The 17,829-nt window shown below is 69.8% G+C and carries 15 protein-coding genes; 4 read left to right on the top strand and 11 right to left on the bottom strand.

The features are described from left to right. Positions 1-9: 9 nt before the first annotated feature. The 3 genes from QQ657_RS43950 to QQ657_RS43940 all read right to left on the bottom strand — a co-directional run bounded on the left by QQ657_RS43950 (position 10) and on the right by QQ657_RS43940 (position 4,738). Positions 10-1,599 carry a carboxylesterase/lipase family protein gene (locus QQ657_RS43950; RefSeq protein ID WP_284748314.1) on the bottom strand — a complete coding sequence of 530 codons (1,590 nt, stop codon included), beginning with the start codon at positions 1,597-1,599 and terminating at the stop codon, positions 10-12. A gap of 41 nt (positions 1,600-1,640) precedes the next feature. Continuing rightward, entirely contained in the window at positions 1,641-4,310 is a 2,670-nt protein-coding gene (locus QQ657_RS43945; RefSeq protein ID WP_284748313.1) for an alpha-L-rhamnosidase, read from the bottom strand. Positions 4,311-4,540: 230 nt separating this feature from the next. After that, positions 4,541-4,738 (bottom strand): LuxR C-terminal-related transcriptional regulator, encoded by a 198-nt coding sequence (locus QQ657_RS43940; RefSeq protein WP_284748312.1) that lies wholly within the window; start codon positions 4,736-4,738, stop codon positions 4,541-4,543. 478 nt (positions 4,739-5,216) lie between these two features. Between QQ657_RS43940 and QQ657_RS43935 the strand changes: the two genes are divergently transcribed. Both QQ657_RS43935 and QQ657_RS43930 read left to right on the top strand, forming a co-directional pair. Beyond that, positions 5,217-6,233 carry a LacI family DNA-binding transcriptional regulator gene (locus QQ657_RS43935; protein ID WP_284748338.1) on the top strand — a complete coding sequence of 339 codons (1,017 nt, stop codon included), beginning with the start codon at positions 5,217-5,219 and terminating at the stop codon, positions 6,231-6,233. Positions 6,234-6,262: 29 nt separating this feature from the next. Then, positions 6,263-7,078, top strand: a complete 816-nt coding sequence (locus QQ657_RS43930) for an aldo/keto reductase (protein WP_284748311.1) — start codon at positions 6,263-6,265, stop codon at positions 7,076-7,078. Here the strand turns inward: QQ657_RS43930 and QQ657_RS43925 are convergent. Further along, a complete protein-coding gene (locus QQ657_RS43925; protein WP_284748310.1) occupies positions 7,068-7,727 on the bottom strand; it encodes a TetR/AcrR family transcriptional regulator in 660 nt (219 codons plus the stop codon). The genes QQ657_RS43930 and QQ657_RS43925 overlap by 11 nt on opposite strands. Before the next feature lie 114 nt (positions 7,728-7,841). On the opposite strand from QQ657_RS43925, the gene QQ657_RS43920 reads away from it, so the two are divergent. Both QQ657_RS43920 and QQ657_RS43915 read left to right on the top strand, forming a co-directional pair. Then, on the top strand, positions 7,842-8,687 hold the full coding sequence (locus tag QQ657_RS43920; RefSeq protein ID WP_434056841.1) for a 3-hydroxybutyryl-CoA dehydrogenase: 846 nt from the start codon (positions 7,842-7,844) through the stop codon (positions 8,685-8,687). Between the two features lie 13 nt (positions 8,688-8,700). After that, entirely contained in the window at positions 8,701-9,855 is a 1,155-nt protein-coding gene (locus QQ657_RS43915; protein ID WP_284748308.1) for an acyl-CoA dehydrogenase family protein, read from the top strand. A gap of 237 nt (positions 9,856-10,092) precedes the next feature. Here QQ657_RS43915 and QQ657_RS43910 read toward each other — a convergent pair whose 3' ends face one another. From QQ657_RS43910 to QQ657_RS43880, 7 genes are all read right to left on the bottom strand, one after another. Continuing rightward, complete coding sequence (locus QQ657_RS43910; protein ID WP_284748307.1) at positions 10,093-11,427, bottom strand: MmgE/PrpD family protein; 1,335 nt, start codon at positions 11,425-11,427, stop codon at positions 10,093-10,095. A gap of 12 nt (positions 11,428-11,439) precedes the next feature. Next, positions 11,440-12,024 (bottom strand): MBL fold metallo-hydrolase, encoded by a 585-nt coding sequence (locus tag QQ657_RS43905; protein ID WP_284748306.1) that lies wholly within the window; start codon positions 12,022-12,024, stop codon positions 11,440-11,442. A gap of 4 nt (positions 12,025-12,028) precedes the next feature. After that, a complete protein-coding gene (locus QQ657_RS43900; protein ID WP_284748305.1) occupies positions 12,029-13,441 on the bottom strand; it encodes an aldehyde dehydrogenase family protein in 1,413 nt (470 codons plus the stop codon). Positions 13,442-13,600: 159 nt separating this feature from the next. Further along, positions 13,601-14,362, bottom strand: coding sequence for an IclR family transcriptional regulator (locus tag QQ657_RS43895; RefSeq protein ID WP_284748304.1), 762 nt, complete (start codon positions 14,360-14,362; stop codon positions 13,601-13,603). Between the two features lie 39 nt (positions 14,363-14,401). Beyond that, positions 14,402-15,148, bottom strand: a complete 747-nt coding sequence (locus QQ657_RS43890; RefSeq protein ID WP_284748303.1) for an enoyl-CoA hydratase/isomerase family protein — start codon at positions 15,146-15,148, stop codon at positions 14,402-14,404. Further along, positions 15,145-16,665, bottom strand: coding sequence for a class I adenylate-forming enzyme family protein (locus QQ657_RS43885; RefSeq protein WP_284748302.1), 1,521 nt, complete (start codon positions 16,663-16,665; stop codon positions 15,145-15,147). Before QQ657_RS43885 ends, QQ657_RS43890 begins: the two co-directional genes overlap by 4 nt. Next, positions 16,662-17,828 (bottom strand): FAS1-like dehydratase domain-containing protein, encoded by a 1,167-nt coding sequence (locus QQ657_RS43880; RefSeq protein WP_284748301.1) that lies wholly within the window; start codon positions 17,826-17,828, stop codon positions 16,662-16,664. Before QQ657_RS43880 ends, QQ657_RS43885 begins: the two co-directional genes overlap by 4 nt. Between the last annotated feature and the right edge of the window lies 1 nt (position 17,829).

Raw genomic sequence — 17,829 nt, 5'->3', positions numbered from 1 at the left:
AGAGGGGCCTCAGGCGTGGTTCTTCCAGAACAGCCTTTCGCTCTTGTCCGGGTCGTCGACGATCTTGCAGTCGGCGTCGAGCCACATCGTGGACCGGTTCTTCGGCGTATAGGCGGGCCAGGCCGGCACGCCCCTCGCAGTGGGACGGCCGTGGTGTGCGAAGCCCGCCCACAGTTCGCTCATGTGCTGAGCAGTCGCGAACTGGCCCGGCAGATCTTTGCCGGTGTTGGCGAACTTGAGGGGGATGTCCGACGCGTGGGGCGAGCCGATCGGGAAATCGGTGCCGGGCACCAGGGTCGGGTTCTCGTAGGCGAGCTGGTACATGAACACAGGCGCGGCGTGCTGCGCCGCCTTGGCCTCCGCGATCTTGATCGAGTCGCGCCAGATCGGCGAGGTGGTGATCGCGAAGTAGAGCTGGGCCGGTGTCGCGTCGGGCCGCGATTCGTGGAAGGTCGCGATGATCCGGTCGAGCTCCGCGCCCTGATAGGTCGTGCTGAGCTCACGGCGCAGGCCGGCCTCGTCGATGCGGAAGATGTCGGGCGGCCCGAAGAGGCTGAAGAACACCATCTCGTCGCGACAGGTGCCGCACATCAGCGGCTTGCCGGCCGAGAAGGACGCGACGCCATCGGCGAACGGGTGCCGCGGGATGACGGTGCCGTCGACGAAGGCGCCGAAGCCGGGGAGCGGGTCGGGGTCACCCCAGGGCGCAACACCGTTCGCGGCTTCGGACTGCTGGATCTCGAGCAGCCTCGCGGCCGGAATCTCGTGCAGCTCGGGAATGTGCGCTGTGGACAGTCCCAAGAGCTCGAGTGTGCGCCTGGCCCGGGCGGTGGCGCCGTCGCGGGTCGGGAAGCGCAGTGGCGCGGCGCTCTCGATCGAGGCTTTGTGGAACAGTCGCGCGGCGGCCGGCATGGTGTAGACGGCCGCGGTCTTGGCCCCGCCACCGCTCTCGCCCCAGACCATGATGTTGTCGGGGTCGCCCCCGAAGTTGCCGATGTTCTCCCTGGTCCAGCGCAGCGCCGCGAGGATGTCCAGCATCCCCTGGTTGGCGGCGTAGTCACGGCCGGCGAGATCACCGAGGAACAAGTAGCCCAGCAGGCCGAGCCGGTGGTTGGACTCGACCACCACCACGTCGTAGAGCTGCGCCAGATGCGAGCCGTCCTGTCCCGTGGCGGAACCGGAGCCGATCATGTAGCCGCCGCCGTGGTTGTAGAACATCACCGGCCGCCGCTTGCCGTCCGCGGCGGGGGTCCAGATGTTGAGGTAGAGGCAGTCTTCGGAGGGTGCCGGCATCCGGCCGTTGCCGTTCGGGCCCATCTCGCCACCCGCCACCTGGAACGCCGGGTTGGGGAAGTTCACCGCGTCGCGCACGCCGTGCCAGGGTTCGAGCGGCTTCGGAGCCTTGAACCGCAGCTCGCCGAGTGGCGGCGTGGCGTAGGGCACGCCGAGGAACTTCACGATCCCGTCCTCGCGTTTCCCGCGCACCCTGCCGTAGCGGGTCACCGCCTCGGCCGGCGCGCCGAGCGCAAGTGCCGGAAAGGGCATGCTCATCCCGGCGATCACGGCCAGCGACCCGCCGATCATCGCTCTGCGGGTCATTCCTGAGTCCACCATCGGACCTCCTTCTCGAGGCGGGGCGATCAGATCGACGTCGTGAAGGTGTGCTTGCCGGAGCTGACGACGTGCGCGGCCGGGCTGCCGGGGAGGTGCACGGTTGCGGTGGCGCCGGGCGGCACGGTGATCTCCAGCCGGAACCCGTGCGCGGACTTCGTCCAGCTGCTGGTGACGGTGCCCAGCGGTGTCTTGTAGCTGCCCGAGGCGTGCGTGAGATCGCCGACGACGGCGGGAGCGATAGTCAGGTTTCGGTACCCGACCGAGCCGGGTGCCTGCTGGATGCCGGCCACCCCGCGGACGAACCACGCGTCGACCTCGCCGAGGAAGTGGTGGTTCTGCGAGCCGCCGCCGTCGAGGCTTTCGGACAACGTCGTGTGGCCGCCGGCGATCAGGTAGCCGTAGCCCGGCGAGGTCGGGTTGACGACCATGTCGTAGAGGACGTCGTTGCGGTTCCCGGCTTCCAGCGCCCGAAAGAGCGCGCCCAGCCCGACCGAGCCGGTGGTGATGTGGTTGCCGGCCTTGCGCACTGACGCGACGAGGCGGTCGAGCACGGCAGAGCGGTCGGCCGGGGCGACGAGGCCTGCGTCGAGGGCCATGGCGTTGGAGGTTTCGCTGTCGCTGCCGTAGAAGACGCCGTTGCCGTCGACGTGGCGGAAGCGGGTCGTGAACTCGGACGCGAGCTGGGCGGCCAGGGCGGTGTACTTGATGTGGTCGGCGCCCTTGCCGAGCACCTGCGCGATCGCGGCCATGTCGTGAGCGGCGGTGTAGTAGCCGGCGATGATGGCCAGCTGCATCGGCGTCGTGTTGTCCGTGGCGGACCAGTCCCCCAGTCCCGGAATGTCGCCGTTGTTGGCGGCCTTGTTCGCGGCCTCGTAGTCCAGCCAGGCCACCATGTTGTCGTAGTAGGTCGCCATCGTCCGGCTGTCGCCGTAGGTCTGGTAGAGCTGCCACGGGATGCGGATGATCGCGCCGCCCCAGTTGACCTCGTCGAGGAACTCGATGGTGCCCTGCGGGTACTGCAGCTTGACGGGGGCGACGCGGTGGAACTCCGGCGCGATGTTCGCGATCAGGCCCGGGAACTCGTCCCCCGGCCGGCGTTGAGCGGTGGCCATGTTGCGCACGAGCTGCGGCTGGTAGGCCGACATGTCGTAGTCGGTGAGCAGCGCGTCGATGTTGTGCAGGTTGTCGCCGGTGTAGGGGCCCTTCTCGCGGTCCGGGCAGTCGGTCAGGACCGACATCATGTTGCTCTGGATCGAACGCTCGGTGATGGCGTGAATCTGGTTGAGCACGTCGTTGGAGGAGGTGAAGGTGCTCGCGCTCGGGTTCGCCGCGTAGATGACGTCCATGGTCACGGTGTCCTTGGCGGGCGCCGAGCGCAGCCCGCTCACCTGGAGGTACCGGAACCCGCTGTAGGTGAACTGCGGATGCCACTTCTCGAGCCCGCGCCCGGAAAGGGTGTAGCGGTAGGCGATCTGGTCGCCGGGTTTCGCGCCGGTGCTGGCGATGTCCAGGGTGCCGTCGGCGGCGAGCTTTTCCGCCGGGATCATGGTGATGGTGTCGCCGCCGCGTCCGGTGACCGAGAGGCTGGGCCAGCCGGACCGGTTGGCGCCGAAGTCGAGGATGTAGGAGCCGTCGGCCAGCTTGCGGATCCCGGTGGGGCGCATGGTTTCCGCGACGGTGATCGGCGGACGCGGGTTCGCGCGCAGCGGGGTGGTGTCCTTCGGCGTGGTGGTCTGCGTCAGCTTGACGACGCTCGCCTGCGGCCACCCCGCGACGGTGTTCTCGCGGCGGGCGTCGTACTCCTCGCCGCTCCACCACGACGAGAAGGTGGTCGGCCCGAGCGTGGTGCGCCAGGTGCCGTCGCTGGAGACGACGTCACGGCGCCCGTCCTGGTAGGTGATCTCGAGCTGGGCGATGACCTTCGGCTCGCCGTAGACGGTGTACTGCTCGAGGCCGCCGCCGAAGAAGTACCGGCCGGGGGTCTTCACCCGCTGGTAGGTGCCGCTGCCGGTCTGCAGGCCGAGCGTGTTCGTCCCCGGCCGCAGGGCTCGGGTGAGGTCATAGGTGCGGTAGTCGACCTCGGCGGAGTAGGTGGTCTGGCCCGGCTCGAGCACGGCGTCGCCCACCGCGCGGCCGTTGAGCGTGGCGGCGTACATGCCGAGGCCGGTCGTGTAGAGGCGCGCCTGCTTGACCGGTCCGCGGACGGGGAACGCCTTGCCGAACACCGGCAGCGGGGTTTCCTTGCCGTCGGGCTGGGTGTAGCTGTAAGACGGGTTTTCGATCCAGCGGGCCGACCAGTCAGCCGCGGACAGCAGTCCCATCTCCCAGCTGGACTGCGCGCTCCACGGCGAGACGCGCCCGGCGGTGTCCCAGGTGCGGACCCGCCACCGGACGTGGTCGCGGGCCTGCAGCGCCGGGCCGCCGTACGCGACGTTCGCCGTGTCGGCCGATCGCACCTTGCCGCTGTCCCAGAGATCGCGTCCCGAATCGAGGGTCGCGCGGATCTCGTAGGCGGCTTGGTCTCGTCCCGGAAGCCAGCTGAGCAGCGGCTTGGCGACGTCGATGCCGAGCGGATCGACGAGGTTCTCCGTCCGCAGAAAGGTCGGACCGGCTCCTGGTGCGGCGGTCGCCACCGTCGATCCGGACGCCAGTGCCAGCGCGGCGAGGACGGTGAGAACGAGGCTCCGGCGGTTCATCCGGCGTCCTTTCAGACGAGGCTGGGTGCCTGCTCACAGAGCGAGCTGAAACGATTCATCCGCAAAGTGAGCGGCGGGAACGCAATTTCCTCGGCGCACCGCAGCTCCCGGAGCGGACCGCGAGAAGCGGCCCGGATTCGGTGATGAATCGTTTTACCTCGTCGTGAGGCTACGAGTGTGTTACCTGGGAGACAAGGGGTTGTCCGAATTCGGACGCACTTTGCCGCCGCTCAGACCAACCCGCGCCGTACGGCCCACACCACGGCCTGGATGGGGGTGGCCAGGCCGAGCCGATCGCAGATCGACCGCATCCGCCGTCGGACCGTCCGGTCGGACAGCTCCAGCCGCCGCGCGACGATGTCCAGCGGCAAGCCTTCCGCGAACAGAGCCAGCAAGGCCAGCTCCTCGCGCTCGAGCACAGCGTTCACCGGTCCACCGCCTTCTTGCCGGTGCCGGGAAACAGCGAGTCCTTGCGGTGGGCGACAAGCACGTCGACCGTCGTACGACAGCCCCGCGCCGGCGCCGGACCGCCGCGGACGGGCGACGTCACCCGCGCTCGAAGGCTTCGCGTGCCGAGACCCGGACACCGCTACCGCTCGGTCAGCTGCCGCGGCGGCACCGCGCAGGCACCGTCGAAGACGTGCGAGTGGCCGTGCCGCCGCTGGGCGAGCTCCGACACCGACCCGGATCCTGCCGCCTCATCGCGTCCTCCGGATTAAAAGGTTTCAACACCTGGTGCGGTGACGCTACTATGGCCCAGAACAGGAAGTCAACGACCAGCCCCGACGCAGTGGTGAAACGATTTCATAGACTAGGTCCAATCACTTGCGACGTCTCGACGAGGGGATCTCGATGACGGTGAAAGGTGTCGACGGGACCAGGCCGGAGGGCGCCCGGGCGGCCGGTATGAAGGACGTCGCCGCGGCGGCCGGGGTTTCGGTCGGCACGGTGTCCAACGTGCTGAACCGGCCGGACCAGGTCAGCCGCGCGACCCGGGCGAAGGTCGAAGCCACGATGGCCGAGCTGCGGTTCGTCCGCAACGAGACGGCGCGGCACCTCCGGATGGGACACAGCCGGGTGTGGGCGTACGTGATGCTCGATGGCCGCAACCCGTTCTTCACCGACGTCGCCGGCGGCATGGAAGACGTCGCGGACGAAGCGGACCTTCCGCTCTTCCTCTGCAACAGCAGCAATCTCGCCGCGCGCGAAGCCGCCTACCTCCGCCGGCTGGAACAACAGCAGGTGCAGGGCATCCTGATCACCCCGATCGATCCCGGCTCCCCGCAACTCGACGAGATCGCGCGCCGGGGCACGCCACTGGTGATCGTCGACCGGACGCCGGACTCCGACAGGCACTGCTCGGTGGCCGTCGACGACGTGGTCGGCGGCGAGATCGCGGTCCGCCATCTCCTGGACCAGGGCCACCAGCGCATCGCCTTCGTCGGCGGGGAGCTGGAGATCGGCCAGGTGCGCGAACGCCGCGAGGGGGCACTACGGGCCTTGCGGGCCGCAGGCCTCGGCCCGGACCACCTCGTCGACCTCACGACGTCGCAGATGGCCGTGGCGGACGGCGGCAACGCCGGGCAGCGCCTGGCGGGCCTGCCCGCCGCGACCCGGCCGACCGCGGCGTTCTGCGCCAACGACCTGCTGGCGCTCGGTCTGCTCCAAGCGTGCGCGGCCCTGGGCCTACGCGTCCCCGACGACCTGGCCATCGTCGGCTACGACGACATCGAGTTCGCCGCGGCCGCCACCGTCCCCCTCACGTCGGTCCGTCAGCCCCGCCGTCAGCTCGGGCGCACCGCCGCCGAGCTGCTGCTGGAGGAGACCACCGACCCGATGCACGAACACCGGCAGGTGACTTTCACGCCGGAGCTGGTCGTGCGCGCCTCGACCTACCGCGGCAGTTCCCTCAGGGAGGCTTGATGCGGCACACCTCGATCGGTGGAACGCCGGTGAGCAGGATCGCGCTCGGCGGCGCGGGCTGGTCCCTGGCGGACGAACCCGACGTCGACGGCGCGATCGCCACCATCCACTCGGCGATCGACCACGGCGTGACGCTCGTGGACACAGCCCGGGCGTACACGACCGTCGACCACCCTTCCCACAACGAATGGCTGATCGGCGAGGCACTGGCGGCGCATCCGGACGGGGACAAGGTCTTCGTCGCGACCAAGGGCGGCCATTTCCGCGCCGGCCCGGCGGACTTCCTCGTCGACAACTCCCCCACCGCGTTGCGCCGGGACTGCGAGCAAAGCCTCCGGACGCTGGGCAGGGATACCCTCGACCTGTTCCAGCTCCACCGCGCGGACGATCCGTCCACAGTGGTCGAAGACAGCGTCGCGGAACTGGCCGCACTGCGCGAGGAGGGCAAAGTCCGGTACGTCGGACTGTGCAACGTGACGGTGGCCCAACTCGAGAAGGCGCGCACGATCACCACGATCGACGCGGTCCAGAACCACTACTCCCCACTGGCGCCGGACGACGACATGCTCGCGTACTGCGCGCGGGAGGGCATTCCGTACCTCGCGTACTCGCCGCTCGGCGGCAAGTCGGTCGCAAGTCGACTGGCCGCCGAGTTGCCCGCGTTCCGGCGCGTCGCCGGCAACCGGGGTCTCACCGTGCCGCAGGTCGTGGTCGCGTGGCTGACTTCCCTTCCGGCCGCTGTCATCCCCATCGTGGGTACCGGCCGCCCCGCGCACTTGGTGCAGCTGGTCGAAGCGGCGGACGTCGACTTGACTCCCGAGGAGCTGGCGTCGCTCAGGACTTGACGTCCCCCGGTCCGAGCAGCTCCTGCAACTCAGGCAGCAAAGCACCGAGGTCCTTCTTCGTCCGGAAGACCACAAGGGAGCTTTCGTCGCCGTCGGACCGGGTGAACAGGGCGACGGTCTCGGCCATCGCGGCGTCGAACTCCTGCTCCGGCGCGCCGGTCTGCCCGCGCAGCCATCGCCGCAGGACGTGGTTGTGCGCGGTCACGACCGCTCCGGCCATCAGCTCGGCCCGCAGCGCGGTCTCTTCGCCGTCGCCCATCCAGCGGTGCAGGAAACCGCGGAAGAGGCGCTGGTACTGCTGGACTCCCGCGATCTCGCGGTCGCGCAGCGCCGGGACGCTGCTGGTCAGCCGGTAGCGGGTGCGGGCCCGCTCCCCCTCGGCGAGGTAGTGCTGCAGGACGAGCCGGGACGCCTCGGTCACGGCGAGCAGCGCCGTGCGCGGCGTCGAGCCGGACAGCCGGGCCTCGATGGCGCCGAGCAGGACCTCGTGATCGGGGAAGATCACGTCCTCCTTGGCCCGGAACGCGCGGAAGAACGTCGTGCGGCCGACGCCGGCGCGGTCGGTGATGTCGTCGACCGTGGTCTGGTCGTAACCGCGTTCGGCGAACAGCTCGAACGCCGCCTCGATCAGGCGCTCCTTCGCGGACATCGCCCTCCTCCCGTCGCGGCTCAGCCTAAGGCGTGGCGATCGTCATATCCCCGCACCTACTCGCCGGTACTCAGTACCGTAATCATGGTACTGAGTCTCAGAGAGGTGGCGGAGATGGAACGCGTCGGCGTGGTCGGGTGCGGGCAGATGGGGGCGGGGATCACCGAGGTGAGCGCTCGGGCGGGCCTCGACGTGGTGGTCGTCGAGTCGGACCCGGCCGCCGCGGCCGCCGGACGCGGGCGCCTCGAAAGCTCGCTGGCCCGGGCGGAGAGGAAGGGCAAGATCCCGGATGCCGCCGAGGTCCTGGGGCGGATCAAGGTGAGCGAGACCCTGGACGACCTGGCCGACCGAACCCTGGTCGTCGAAGCGATCGTCGAGAACGAGCAGGTCAAGACGGAGCTGTTCACCCAGCTCGACAAGATCGTGACCGCGCCGGACGCGATCCTGGCGTCGAACACGTCGTCGATCCCGATCATGAAGCTCGGCACCGCGACCCAGCGTCCGGCCCAGGTCATCGGCGTGCACTTCTTCAACCCGGTGCCGGTCCTCCCCCTGGTCGAGCTGGTGCCCAGTCTGCTGACCGCGGACAGCACGGTCGACCGGGCGCGGACGTTCGCGCAGGACGCGCTGGGCAAGCAGGCGATCCTGTGCAAGGACCGCGCCGGGTTCGTCGTCAACGCGTTGCTGATCCCCTTCGTCCTGGCGGCGATCCGGATGCTCGAGTCCGGCTTCGCCAGCCGTGAGGCCATCGACGAGGGCCTGGTGCGCGGCGCGGCGCACCCGCAGGGCCCGCTCGCCCTCGCGGACCTGATCGGCCTCGACACGACGAAGGCGGTCGCCGAGTCGCTGTACGAGGAGTTCAAGGAGCCGCTCTACGCCCCGCCGCCGCTGCTCGCCCGCATGGTCGACGCCGGCCTGCTCGGCCGCAAGACCGGCCGCGGCTTCTACACCTACGCCTGAAAGAGCGAATTTCATGACCTTCGACCTGTTCACCACCACCGAAGACCACGAGGCCATCCGGGAAGCCGTCCGCGCGGTGGCCGAGGAGCGCATCGCGCCCTACGCCGCCGAAGCCGACGAGCGCGAGGAGTTCCCGAAGGCGTCTTACGACGCGCTGGTGGCGTCCGACTTCCACGCGCCGCACGTCCCCGAGGAGTACGGCGGCGCGGGCGCCGACGCCCTCGCGACCTGCATCGTGATCGAAGAGGTCGCCCGCGTGTGCGCGTCGTCGTCACTGATCCCGGCGGTGAACAAGCTCGGCAGCCTGCCGCTGATGCTCGCGGGCGACGCCGCTTTGAAGACCAAGTACCTCACGCCGCTCGCGCGTGGCGAGGCCGCGTTCTCCTACGCACTGTCGGAGCGTGACGCCGGCTCGGACACGGCGTCGATGCGCTGCCGCGCCACCGCCGACGGTGACGACTGGGTTCTCAACGGGCAGAAGTCCTGGATCAGCAACGCCGGGATTTCCGATTACTACACGGTGCTCGCGGTGACCGACCCCGAGAGGAAGCGCGGGTCGAACATCAGCGCGTTCGTGGTCGAGAAGTCGGATGCCGGTTTCTCCTTCGGTGCCAAGGAGAAGAAGCTGGGCGTGAAGGGCTCGCCGACGCGCGAGCTGCTGTTCGACCAGGTGCGAATCCCCGGCGACCGGCTGGTGGGGGCGCCCGGCGAGGGGTTGAAGATCGCGCTGCGGACGCTGGACCACACCCGGGTGACGATCGCCGCCCAGGCGGTCGGTATTGCGCAGGGCGCGCTCGACCACGCGGTGACGTACGTGAAGGAGCGCAAGCAGTTCGGCAAGCAGATCGCGGAGTTCCAGGGCATCCAGTTCATGCTCGCGGACATGGCGATGGCGGTCGAGACCGCGCGGCAGATGGTGTACGCGGCGGCGGCGAAGTCCGAACGCGGTGACGACGACCTTTCGTTCTTCGGCGCGGCAGCCAAGTGCTATGCGTCGGATGTCGCGATGCGCTTGACCACTGATGCGGTCCAGTTGCTTGGCGGGTACGGGTATACGCGGGACTTTCCGCTGGAGCGAATGATGCGGGATGCCAAGATCACCCAGATCTACGAAGGCACGAACCAGATCCAGCGCGTCGTGATGGCCCGAGCCCTGCTCAAGGGATAGTTCGATCCCCACGCAGAGCACCGCCAGGTCGGGTTCCGCGAAAGTCCGTTGAGGCCTGGCAGGCTGTGCGCCATCCTGTGGTCAATCCCCCTCAACAGGCGCACGGGGCGCCCGAGGCGCGAAGCCGAACCGGCAGGGTAAAGCAGCGACGTGGGGGATCTCGCATGCGTGGTGCGCGATCGGCACCTGCGTATTCCCTGCCGGACCCACACAGCGCGTCGTCGCGCTGAGCAGAAATCAGGCGAACTGCGCGGCGAACTTTCCGACGTCGTCGATGTCCTCCAGGCGCGCCGCGGAGTCGATCCAAGCGTCGGTGTCGACCCCGGGCAGGGCATCACGCCACTTCGCCGCCAGGTCCTGCCAGGTCGGCTCACTCCGCAGGCTGTGCCCGCGCGGGTGGTCCACGCGCCGGGTCGCCGTCGTCCCATCGGTCGAAGTGATCGTGACGACCGCGCCACGGCCGTTCGGCTGCTCGCGGTCGAGATCGGGATCCGTGCGGAGGGTGATCCGCTCCCGCACCCGAGCGAACGCGGGATCCGCCTCGATCTCGGGGAAATGTGCTCCGGACAGGCTGATTCCGCCGTGCACGAGCGCGACGGCGAGCATGTCCTGCAGGCAGATGTTGTGCATGGTCCGCCCATCGACCACCCGCCGCGCGTGGCCCGGCATGCCGACCTCCACCGACTCCACCGTGTCCCACGTGACGCCGTGGTCGTCCACAATGGCCAGTGCCGCCTCGACGGCCGCGTGGATCGGGTAGCCCGCACGCAGGAACTTGAAGTTGGCGCCGCTGATGCCGAACTCGGTACCCAGACCACGGACGACCCGGTCGCGGCCGTCCTCGACTCCCCAGGCGTCCAGGAGTCCGTGGCGTTCGCCGATGACGTCCGCGACACCCTCCAGCCCGGACTCCGCCATGAGCGCAGCACCGACCCCGGCCGACGCGTACTGGCCGTTGCAGAACGCCTTGCTGATGTGGTCGTCCTCGCGGAACAACGCGCACAGCCCGTTGGCCCGGAACGTCGCCAGGGCCATCGCGTTCGCCATCCCGCGCGGGTCGAGACCCAGCAGGCGGCCGCACGCCACGGCCGCGCCGACCGCGTGCAGGAAGTCCGCGTGCAGGTGGAACTCGTCCTTGAGGCGGAACGTGCCGCCGCAGGCGTCGATCAGCCGGGTGCCGACGTCGTAGCCCAGCACCACGGCGTTGACCAGCTCGGCACCTGAGCTGCGCCGCAGCTGGGCGACCGCCGTCGCCGCGTGGACCAGCGTGGCGCCCGGGTGCCCGCCGACGACGTGGGCGCCGTCGATCTCGTCGGCGTGGCCCGCCGTGCCGTTGGCCAGGGCAGCCAGCTCGGCGGACGAGCGGCGCCCTGTCCGCAGCACGAGCGCGTCAGCGGCGGCCGTCTGGCCGGTGACGTAGCCGGCGGCCAGCCGGCCTGCCCGGCAGCCGGCGCCGAAGTAGGCGCTGGCCAGCTCGTCGAGGATGACGAGCTTCGCGCGCTCGCGGATCGGGCCGGGCAACGCGTCGTAGCTCGTGCTCGCCGCGTAGTCCGCGAGTGTTCCGGTCAGCACGGAGGAGTCCTCTCAGTAGCCGAAGGTGCCCTTCTCGACGACCGCGTGGTCGTGGCTGGGGCAGCGGTGTCCAGCCGGTGCCCTTGAGGCGGGCGAGGCTGGTGAGTGCCCCGGCAACAAGACGACCCCCAGGCCGGGAGCGATCTCGCGGTCGCCGTCGAGGACACGGATCCGGTCCTGCCACCCGGTGAACGGCAGGGCGATCTCGTAGGCCCGCTGCTCGGCCGCCAGCGCGTGGTCCAGTTCGACGCGCTGGACGAGGATCTCGGCGTTGCGGAACGCGCCGTTGTTCGAGCAGTGGTCCCAGTGCAGGTGGGTGTTGACGACTAGGCCGACGTCGCCGGTCCGCACGCCGAGCCGGTCCAATGCGGCTTCGAGGGGCTCCCCCGCGACGTAGCCGAACGGGATCTTGCGCCGGACGTGCTCCTCGTCCGCCAGGCCGCCGGTGTCCACGACCACGGTCCGGTCGCCGGACCGCAGCACGAACATCACCAGCGGCATGCTGACGACCCGGCTGGACCGGTCACCGTGGTGGACCAGCTCGGCGGGGACGTCGCGAAGCTCGCCGAGCTGGACCGCGTCGATGATCCAGTGCACGCGGTCAGCCGATGGACTTGTACTCGAGGTACTCCTCGATGCCGTAGCGGCCGAACTCGCGGCCGATGCCGGAGAGCTTGAAGCCGCCATGCGGGGCGCGCTGGTTGACCGCGGAGCCGTTGATCCGGATCCGTCCCGCGCGCAGCTTGCCGGCGAGTGCGCGGGCCCGGTCGTCGGTGCCGGCCCAGATCGCGCCGGCGAGGCCGTAGTCGGTGTCGTTGGCGATGCGGAACGCGTCGTCCTCGTCATCGAACGGGATGAGCACGACGACCGGGCCGAAGATCTCCTCCCGGGCGACGCGGGCGGTGTTGTCGCCGGAGAAGACCGTGGGGCGGACGAAGAAGCCTCGATCCAGGCCGTCGGGGGCGTCCGGGCCGCCGGTCAGCAGGCGCACACCTTCGTCCACACCGGACTGGATGTAGTCGCGGATCCGCTGCCGCTGGTGGACGTTCGCGACCGGGCCGAGCGTGGTGGCCGGGTCGTACGGGTCGCCCAGGACGTAGCTCTCCGCCTTGCGGACCGCGATCTCCTCGGCCTCGGCCAGGCGTGACCGCGGCACGAGGACGCGCGACAGCCCGCCGCAGACCTGGCCGGAGTTGCGGAACGCGTCTTCCATGCCGACCTCGATGGCCCGCGTCAGGTCCGCGTCCTCGAGGATGACGTTCGCCGACTTGCCGCCGAGCTCGAGGGCGACCTTCTTGACGCTCTGGGCGGCCAGCTCCATGACCCGCCGGCCCGCGCGGACGGATCCGGTGAGGGACACCATGTCGACCAGCGGGTGGGTGACGATGGGCTCGCCGACCTCGGGACCGGTGCCGGACACGAGGTTGAAGACGCCGTCGGGCAGGCCGGCCTCGGCGACCATCTCCGCGAAGATGAACGAGCTGAGCGGGGCGACCTCGGTGCCCTTGAGGACCACCGTGCACCCGGCGGCGAGCGCCGCGCCGGCCTTCATGCAGACCATCCGCATGGGCCCGTTCCACGGCGTGATCGCGCCGACCACGCCGGCGGGCTCGCGGGCGACGACCGTGTGGTCGACCTGCTCCTGCCAGGTGATCTCGGGCAAGCTTTCGGCGAGGCTCACGAGGTCGACCACCGCGGAGGAGCCCTGGGCCTCGGCGGCGATCGAGTAGGGCTGGCCGATCTCGCTGACGATGGCCCGGGTGATCTCGTCGGCCCGCTTCTCCGTCAGCTCGGCCAGCTTGCGCAGGAAGTCCACGCGTTCGTCCACGGTGGTCTTCGACCAGGCCGGGAAGGCCGCCGCGGCCGCCTGGGCGGCGGCGTCGACGTCCGCCGCGGTACCACGCGGGATGGTGACGACGGCTTCCTCGGTCACCGGGTTGACGACCTCGATGACGTCGGTGCCCGCGGAGGGCACCCACTTGCCGTTGATGAAGATCTGGTCGCGTTCGATCACCGGAACACTCCTCGCGCTACGCCGCGCAGTTCGTATATAAGAACTATCGATCGTTTATACGACTAACGCTAAGCCGCACGCACTCCCGGTGTCAATGTCCGGAACACAACAGTGGACGACAGGGAAACCCTGCCGTCCACTGTGGACAATGCGAATGGTTCAGATGGGCTCGCGCGCGGCGGTCTTCTGCCGCGTCCACGAGGCGACGTGCTTCAGCAGCAGCTTGCGCACCTTCGCTTCGCGAGGCTGGATCTCGGCGGTCTGGCCGACGACGATCCCGACGGCCACGCTCTCGCCGGCTTGGTTGCGCACCACGCCGGCGAAGGCGATCTGCGCCCCGTGGTGCCGGAAGTTCCGCGCGACACCGGTCTTGCGGATCTCGGCGAACTCCGAGAGGAACTCCGACACCGCCTCGCCGTCGGCGTGGTTGCGCCGGAGGTAGGCGTCGCGTTCCGCGTCGGTTTTCGCCGCCAGCAGGGCCTTCCCCCCGGCCGTGGAGATCAGCTTGCGGCGGATGTTGGTCCGTGCGGCGAACCCGGTCAGCGCGTCCGTGCCGGATTCGCCGATGTAGATCAGGTGGTCACCGGCCTCGACGCCGAGGAACACGGTCATCCCGGTTTCCTTGTGGAGGGCGTCGAGGTCGGCCTGACTCACCTGCCCGGCGCGGATGTGCCCGCTGGCCATGGTGAGGCCGTAGATGGCCGGCCCGAGGTAGAAGCGCTTGTCGTCTTCGTAGAGCCAGCCCTTGGCCTGCAGCCCGCGGATGAAACCGTGCACCGAGCTCTTCGGCGCGTCCAGGGCGCGCGCCAGCTCCGCGAACCCGATCCCGGGGTGGTAGACGACCTCTTCGAGGATCTGCGTCACCCGGTCGATGGTTCGGTGGTTCTTCGGCCCGGCGGGGTCGGTGGCGTCATCGGTCACGTGCGCCACCTTAGCGCAATACCGTCCCGCAATTCGCTATTACGAACCGACGAAGTTCGGCGGCCGCTTTCCGATGGAGGCCGCGATGCCCTCGGCGAAGTCGGCGGTGCCGAGCAACGCGGCCTGCGCGTCGGCTTCCAGGTCGAGCGCGGCGGAGACCTCCGAGACCAGTGACCGTCGCAAGGTGGCGCGGATCGACGGTACCGACAGCGGCGCCGACGCCGCGATCCGGCTCGCCAGCTCGACCGCGGCCTCCCGCGGGTCGTCGGCGACGCCGTCGCACAGCCCGATGGCGGCCGCCTCCTCCCCCGAGACCGACCGTCCCGTGTAGAGCAGCTCCTGGGCTCGCTGCGGGCCCACGACCCGAGGCAGCGTCACCGACAGTCCGAAGCCCTGGTGGAAGCCCAGCTTGGCGAAGTTGGCCGTGAGCCGCGCCCCGGGCGCCGCGATGCGGAAGTCCGCCGACAACGCCAGCCCGAGGCCGCCGCCGATCGCGCCGCCCCGCACCGCCGCCACGACGGGCTTGCGACCGGAGAAGATCCGGAAGGCCTGCCGGTAGACGCGCCGGATCCCGGCGGCGCCGACACCCCGCAGGTCCGCGCCGGCGCAGAAGTGCTTGCCCTGCGCGCCCAGCACGACCGCGCCGACGGCCTTCTCCTCGTCAAGAGCGAGGAGGGCGTCCGCCAGCTCGGTCAGCAGGGCTTCGTCGAAGAAGTTGTTGGGTGGCCGCCGCAGCTCGAGCAGCGCGACCCGGTCGGCCACGGTCTCCAGGACGACGTCGCTCATGCGATCCCCCCGGCGGTGGCGAGCTGGTTCTTGTCGATCTTGCCGGAGTGGGTCGTCGGCAGTGGCTCGTGCTGGATCCGCCACCGGCTCGGCACCGCGAAAGAGGCCACTGTGGACCGCAGCTCACGCGCCAGGTCCTCGGCGGTCACGCCGTTTTCCACGACGACGGCGGCCACGACCTCCTCGCCGAGGTCGGGGTGCGGCACCCCGAACACAGCGGACTCGACCACGCCGGCGATCCGGCCCAGTGCCTCTTCCACCGCGGCCGGGGCGATGTTCTCGCCGCCGCGGATGATCATGTCCTTGGCCCGGCCGGTGATCCAGAGGTAGCCGTCCTCGTCGAGGTGCCCGAGGTCCCCGGTGTGCAGCCAGCCTTCGTCGTCGATGGGCGAGTCGTCGACGCCGAAGTACCCGATCATCTGCGTGGGGCAGCGGAGGAGGACTTCGCCGTCCGGTTCGGCGATCCGCAGCTCCATGCACGGCAGGGGCCGGCCGCAGGTGCCGGGCCGCTCGGCCGTGTCCTTGCCGGACGCCGCCACGCCCTGGCCGCCGTTCTCGGTCAGGCCGTAGCCGGTCGCGACGCGTGGTTCGACGCCTGCGAGCCCGGCCCGCAGCTGGGTGAGGAACTCCGAGGTCACCGGAGCGCCGCCCACGGTGATGGACTTGATCGAGGTGAGGTCCCGCCGGTGGACGTCGGGGTGTTCGAGCACCCGCGAGACCATCGTGGGCACCGCGCTCCACCGGACGATGCGCCACTGCTCGATCAGCCGCAGCGCCTCGGCCGGGTCGAACTTCCCGGCCGGCATGACCAGCGTGTCCCCGACCGTGATGGCCCGCATGAGGGTCTGGATACCGCCGATGTGGAACATCGGGCCGGTGTGCAGGCCCGCGTCGCCGGTCGCGTCGTCGACCTGATGCGGCAGCCGCCGGGTGATGTGGAGCAGCATATGGAGCCCGGCGAGCAGGGACCGGTGCGAGAGCACGACGGCCTTCGGCTTGCCGGAGGTGCCCGAAGTGAACACGAACGCGGCCGGGTCGTCCTCGTGAACCGAAGCCACGACCGGAGGCACGGCAGTGGTCTCCGCGATCTCCCACGGCCCGGTGGGCACATCGCCGGGCAGCGACCGGGCCGCCCGTGCGTCGGCGAGCACCAGGGCCGGCGTGAGCAGCTCCAGGGCGTCGGTCAGCTCACCTTGGCTCCACCAGGCGTTGCCCAGCACGGGCACCGCTCCGGCGGTCACGCACGCCCAGAAGTTGATGATCCACTCCGGGCTGTTGAACCCGAGCAGCAGCACGCGGTCACCGGGACGGAGGGCGAGCCGCGCGGCTTTCGCCTCGGCCGCGCGGCGGACCTCGGCGAAGGTCACCACCCGCTCACCCTGGACGATGTGCGGGCGGTCGCCCCACCGGTCCGCGAAGGCGAGCAGGTCGCCGATGTTCCGGGGGCGCTCGGTGTAGGTGCGGAACGGGATGCCGCGCACCACCTCCGTCGCGATCTCCTTGCCCCAGGTCGTCACGGAGCCACCTCCGGGCGACGCGGGAGGACGACGGTCGCCGTGCCCGGCATGCAGTTCTGCTCCCGCTGGTTGTAGGCCCAGGTCTCCAGGTGCAGCACGGCGTCGCCGTCGCCGTCGATCTCCTTGCCGACGACCTTGCCGCCCAGCCGGACGACGTCGGACAGGTATACGTGGGCCCGGTACTGGCCGTGGATCGCCTTGACCGAACCGGCGTCGCCGATCCAGTGCGTCAGCGTGTGGAGCTGCCAGCAGGTGCGCTGGATGCCGACGTCGTAGGCGATCTGGGCGCCCTGCAGCTGGGCGGCGTAGTCGTTGTAGTGCACCGAATACACCGGCTCGAGCGCGTGGGTGTTCGGGTCGCGGAACGCCCACTTCGGGTGCTTCTTGTACCGGCGCAGGGCGACGCCGTGCGCGGACAGCCGCGGGATCGGAGCGGCCCCGGAGGCGACGTAGGCGATTTCGTCGGTGAGCCCGATCGGGCCCTTGGTCAGCGTGTCGAGCTCGTCGCCGAGCTGGACGTCGTCCCAGTACCGCGGCTCGGCACCGCGCGGGCTCTCGGCGAGGATGTCGTCCTCGACCCGCGCGAGCTGCTCGTCGGTCCACGGGTGCGGGATCTCGATCTTGCGCGAGCTGCGGCGCTTCTGCATCTCGGTGCGCTCGAACCGCATGCGGGAGCAGATGAACCGCGCGACGAGCTGGTCGTCCTGGTTCCAGTACTCCTGGCGCAGGTAGTCCTTGATCCGGCGGCCGCCGAAGGAGCTTTCGATCGGGTCGTCGAAGCCGTCGAACCAGACGCGGGCGGTGATCTTGTCGCCGACCTTGATAGGGGCGTGGAAGGTCACGTCCGTCTCGGCGTGGAATCCGCCGAGACCGGGCCAGCCGACCTGGACCGAGCCCAGGCAGGCGAAGATGAAGCTCGGCGGCGCGATGATCCCGCCGTACGGGCCGGCCGCGGTGTACTCCTCGTCCGTCCACAGGGGATTGTCGTCGCCGATGCCTTCGGCGAACCGCAGGATCGCCAGCCGGGTCGCGTATTCGTTGTTGACGCAGGCGTCCGTGCGGAGTTCGGTCCCGATCAGGTTCCGCATCTTCGTCAGCATCTCGTCGGTGAACTTGCCGGTGGCGAGTTCCTTGCCGATTTCGGTGTCCGAAGTGATGGTCATG

The organism is Amycolatopsis ponsaeliensis (genome assembly GCF_030182635.1).
GTDB lineage: Bacteria > Actinomycetota > Actinomycetes > Mycobacteriales > Pseudonocardiaceae > Amycolatopsis > Amycolatopsis ponsaeliensis.
This window is presented reverse-complemented; position numbering and strand designations above follow the sequence as displayed.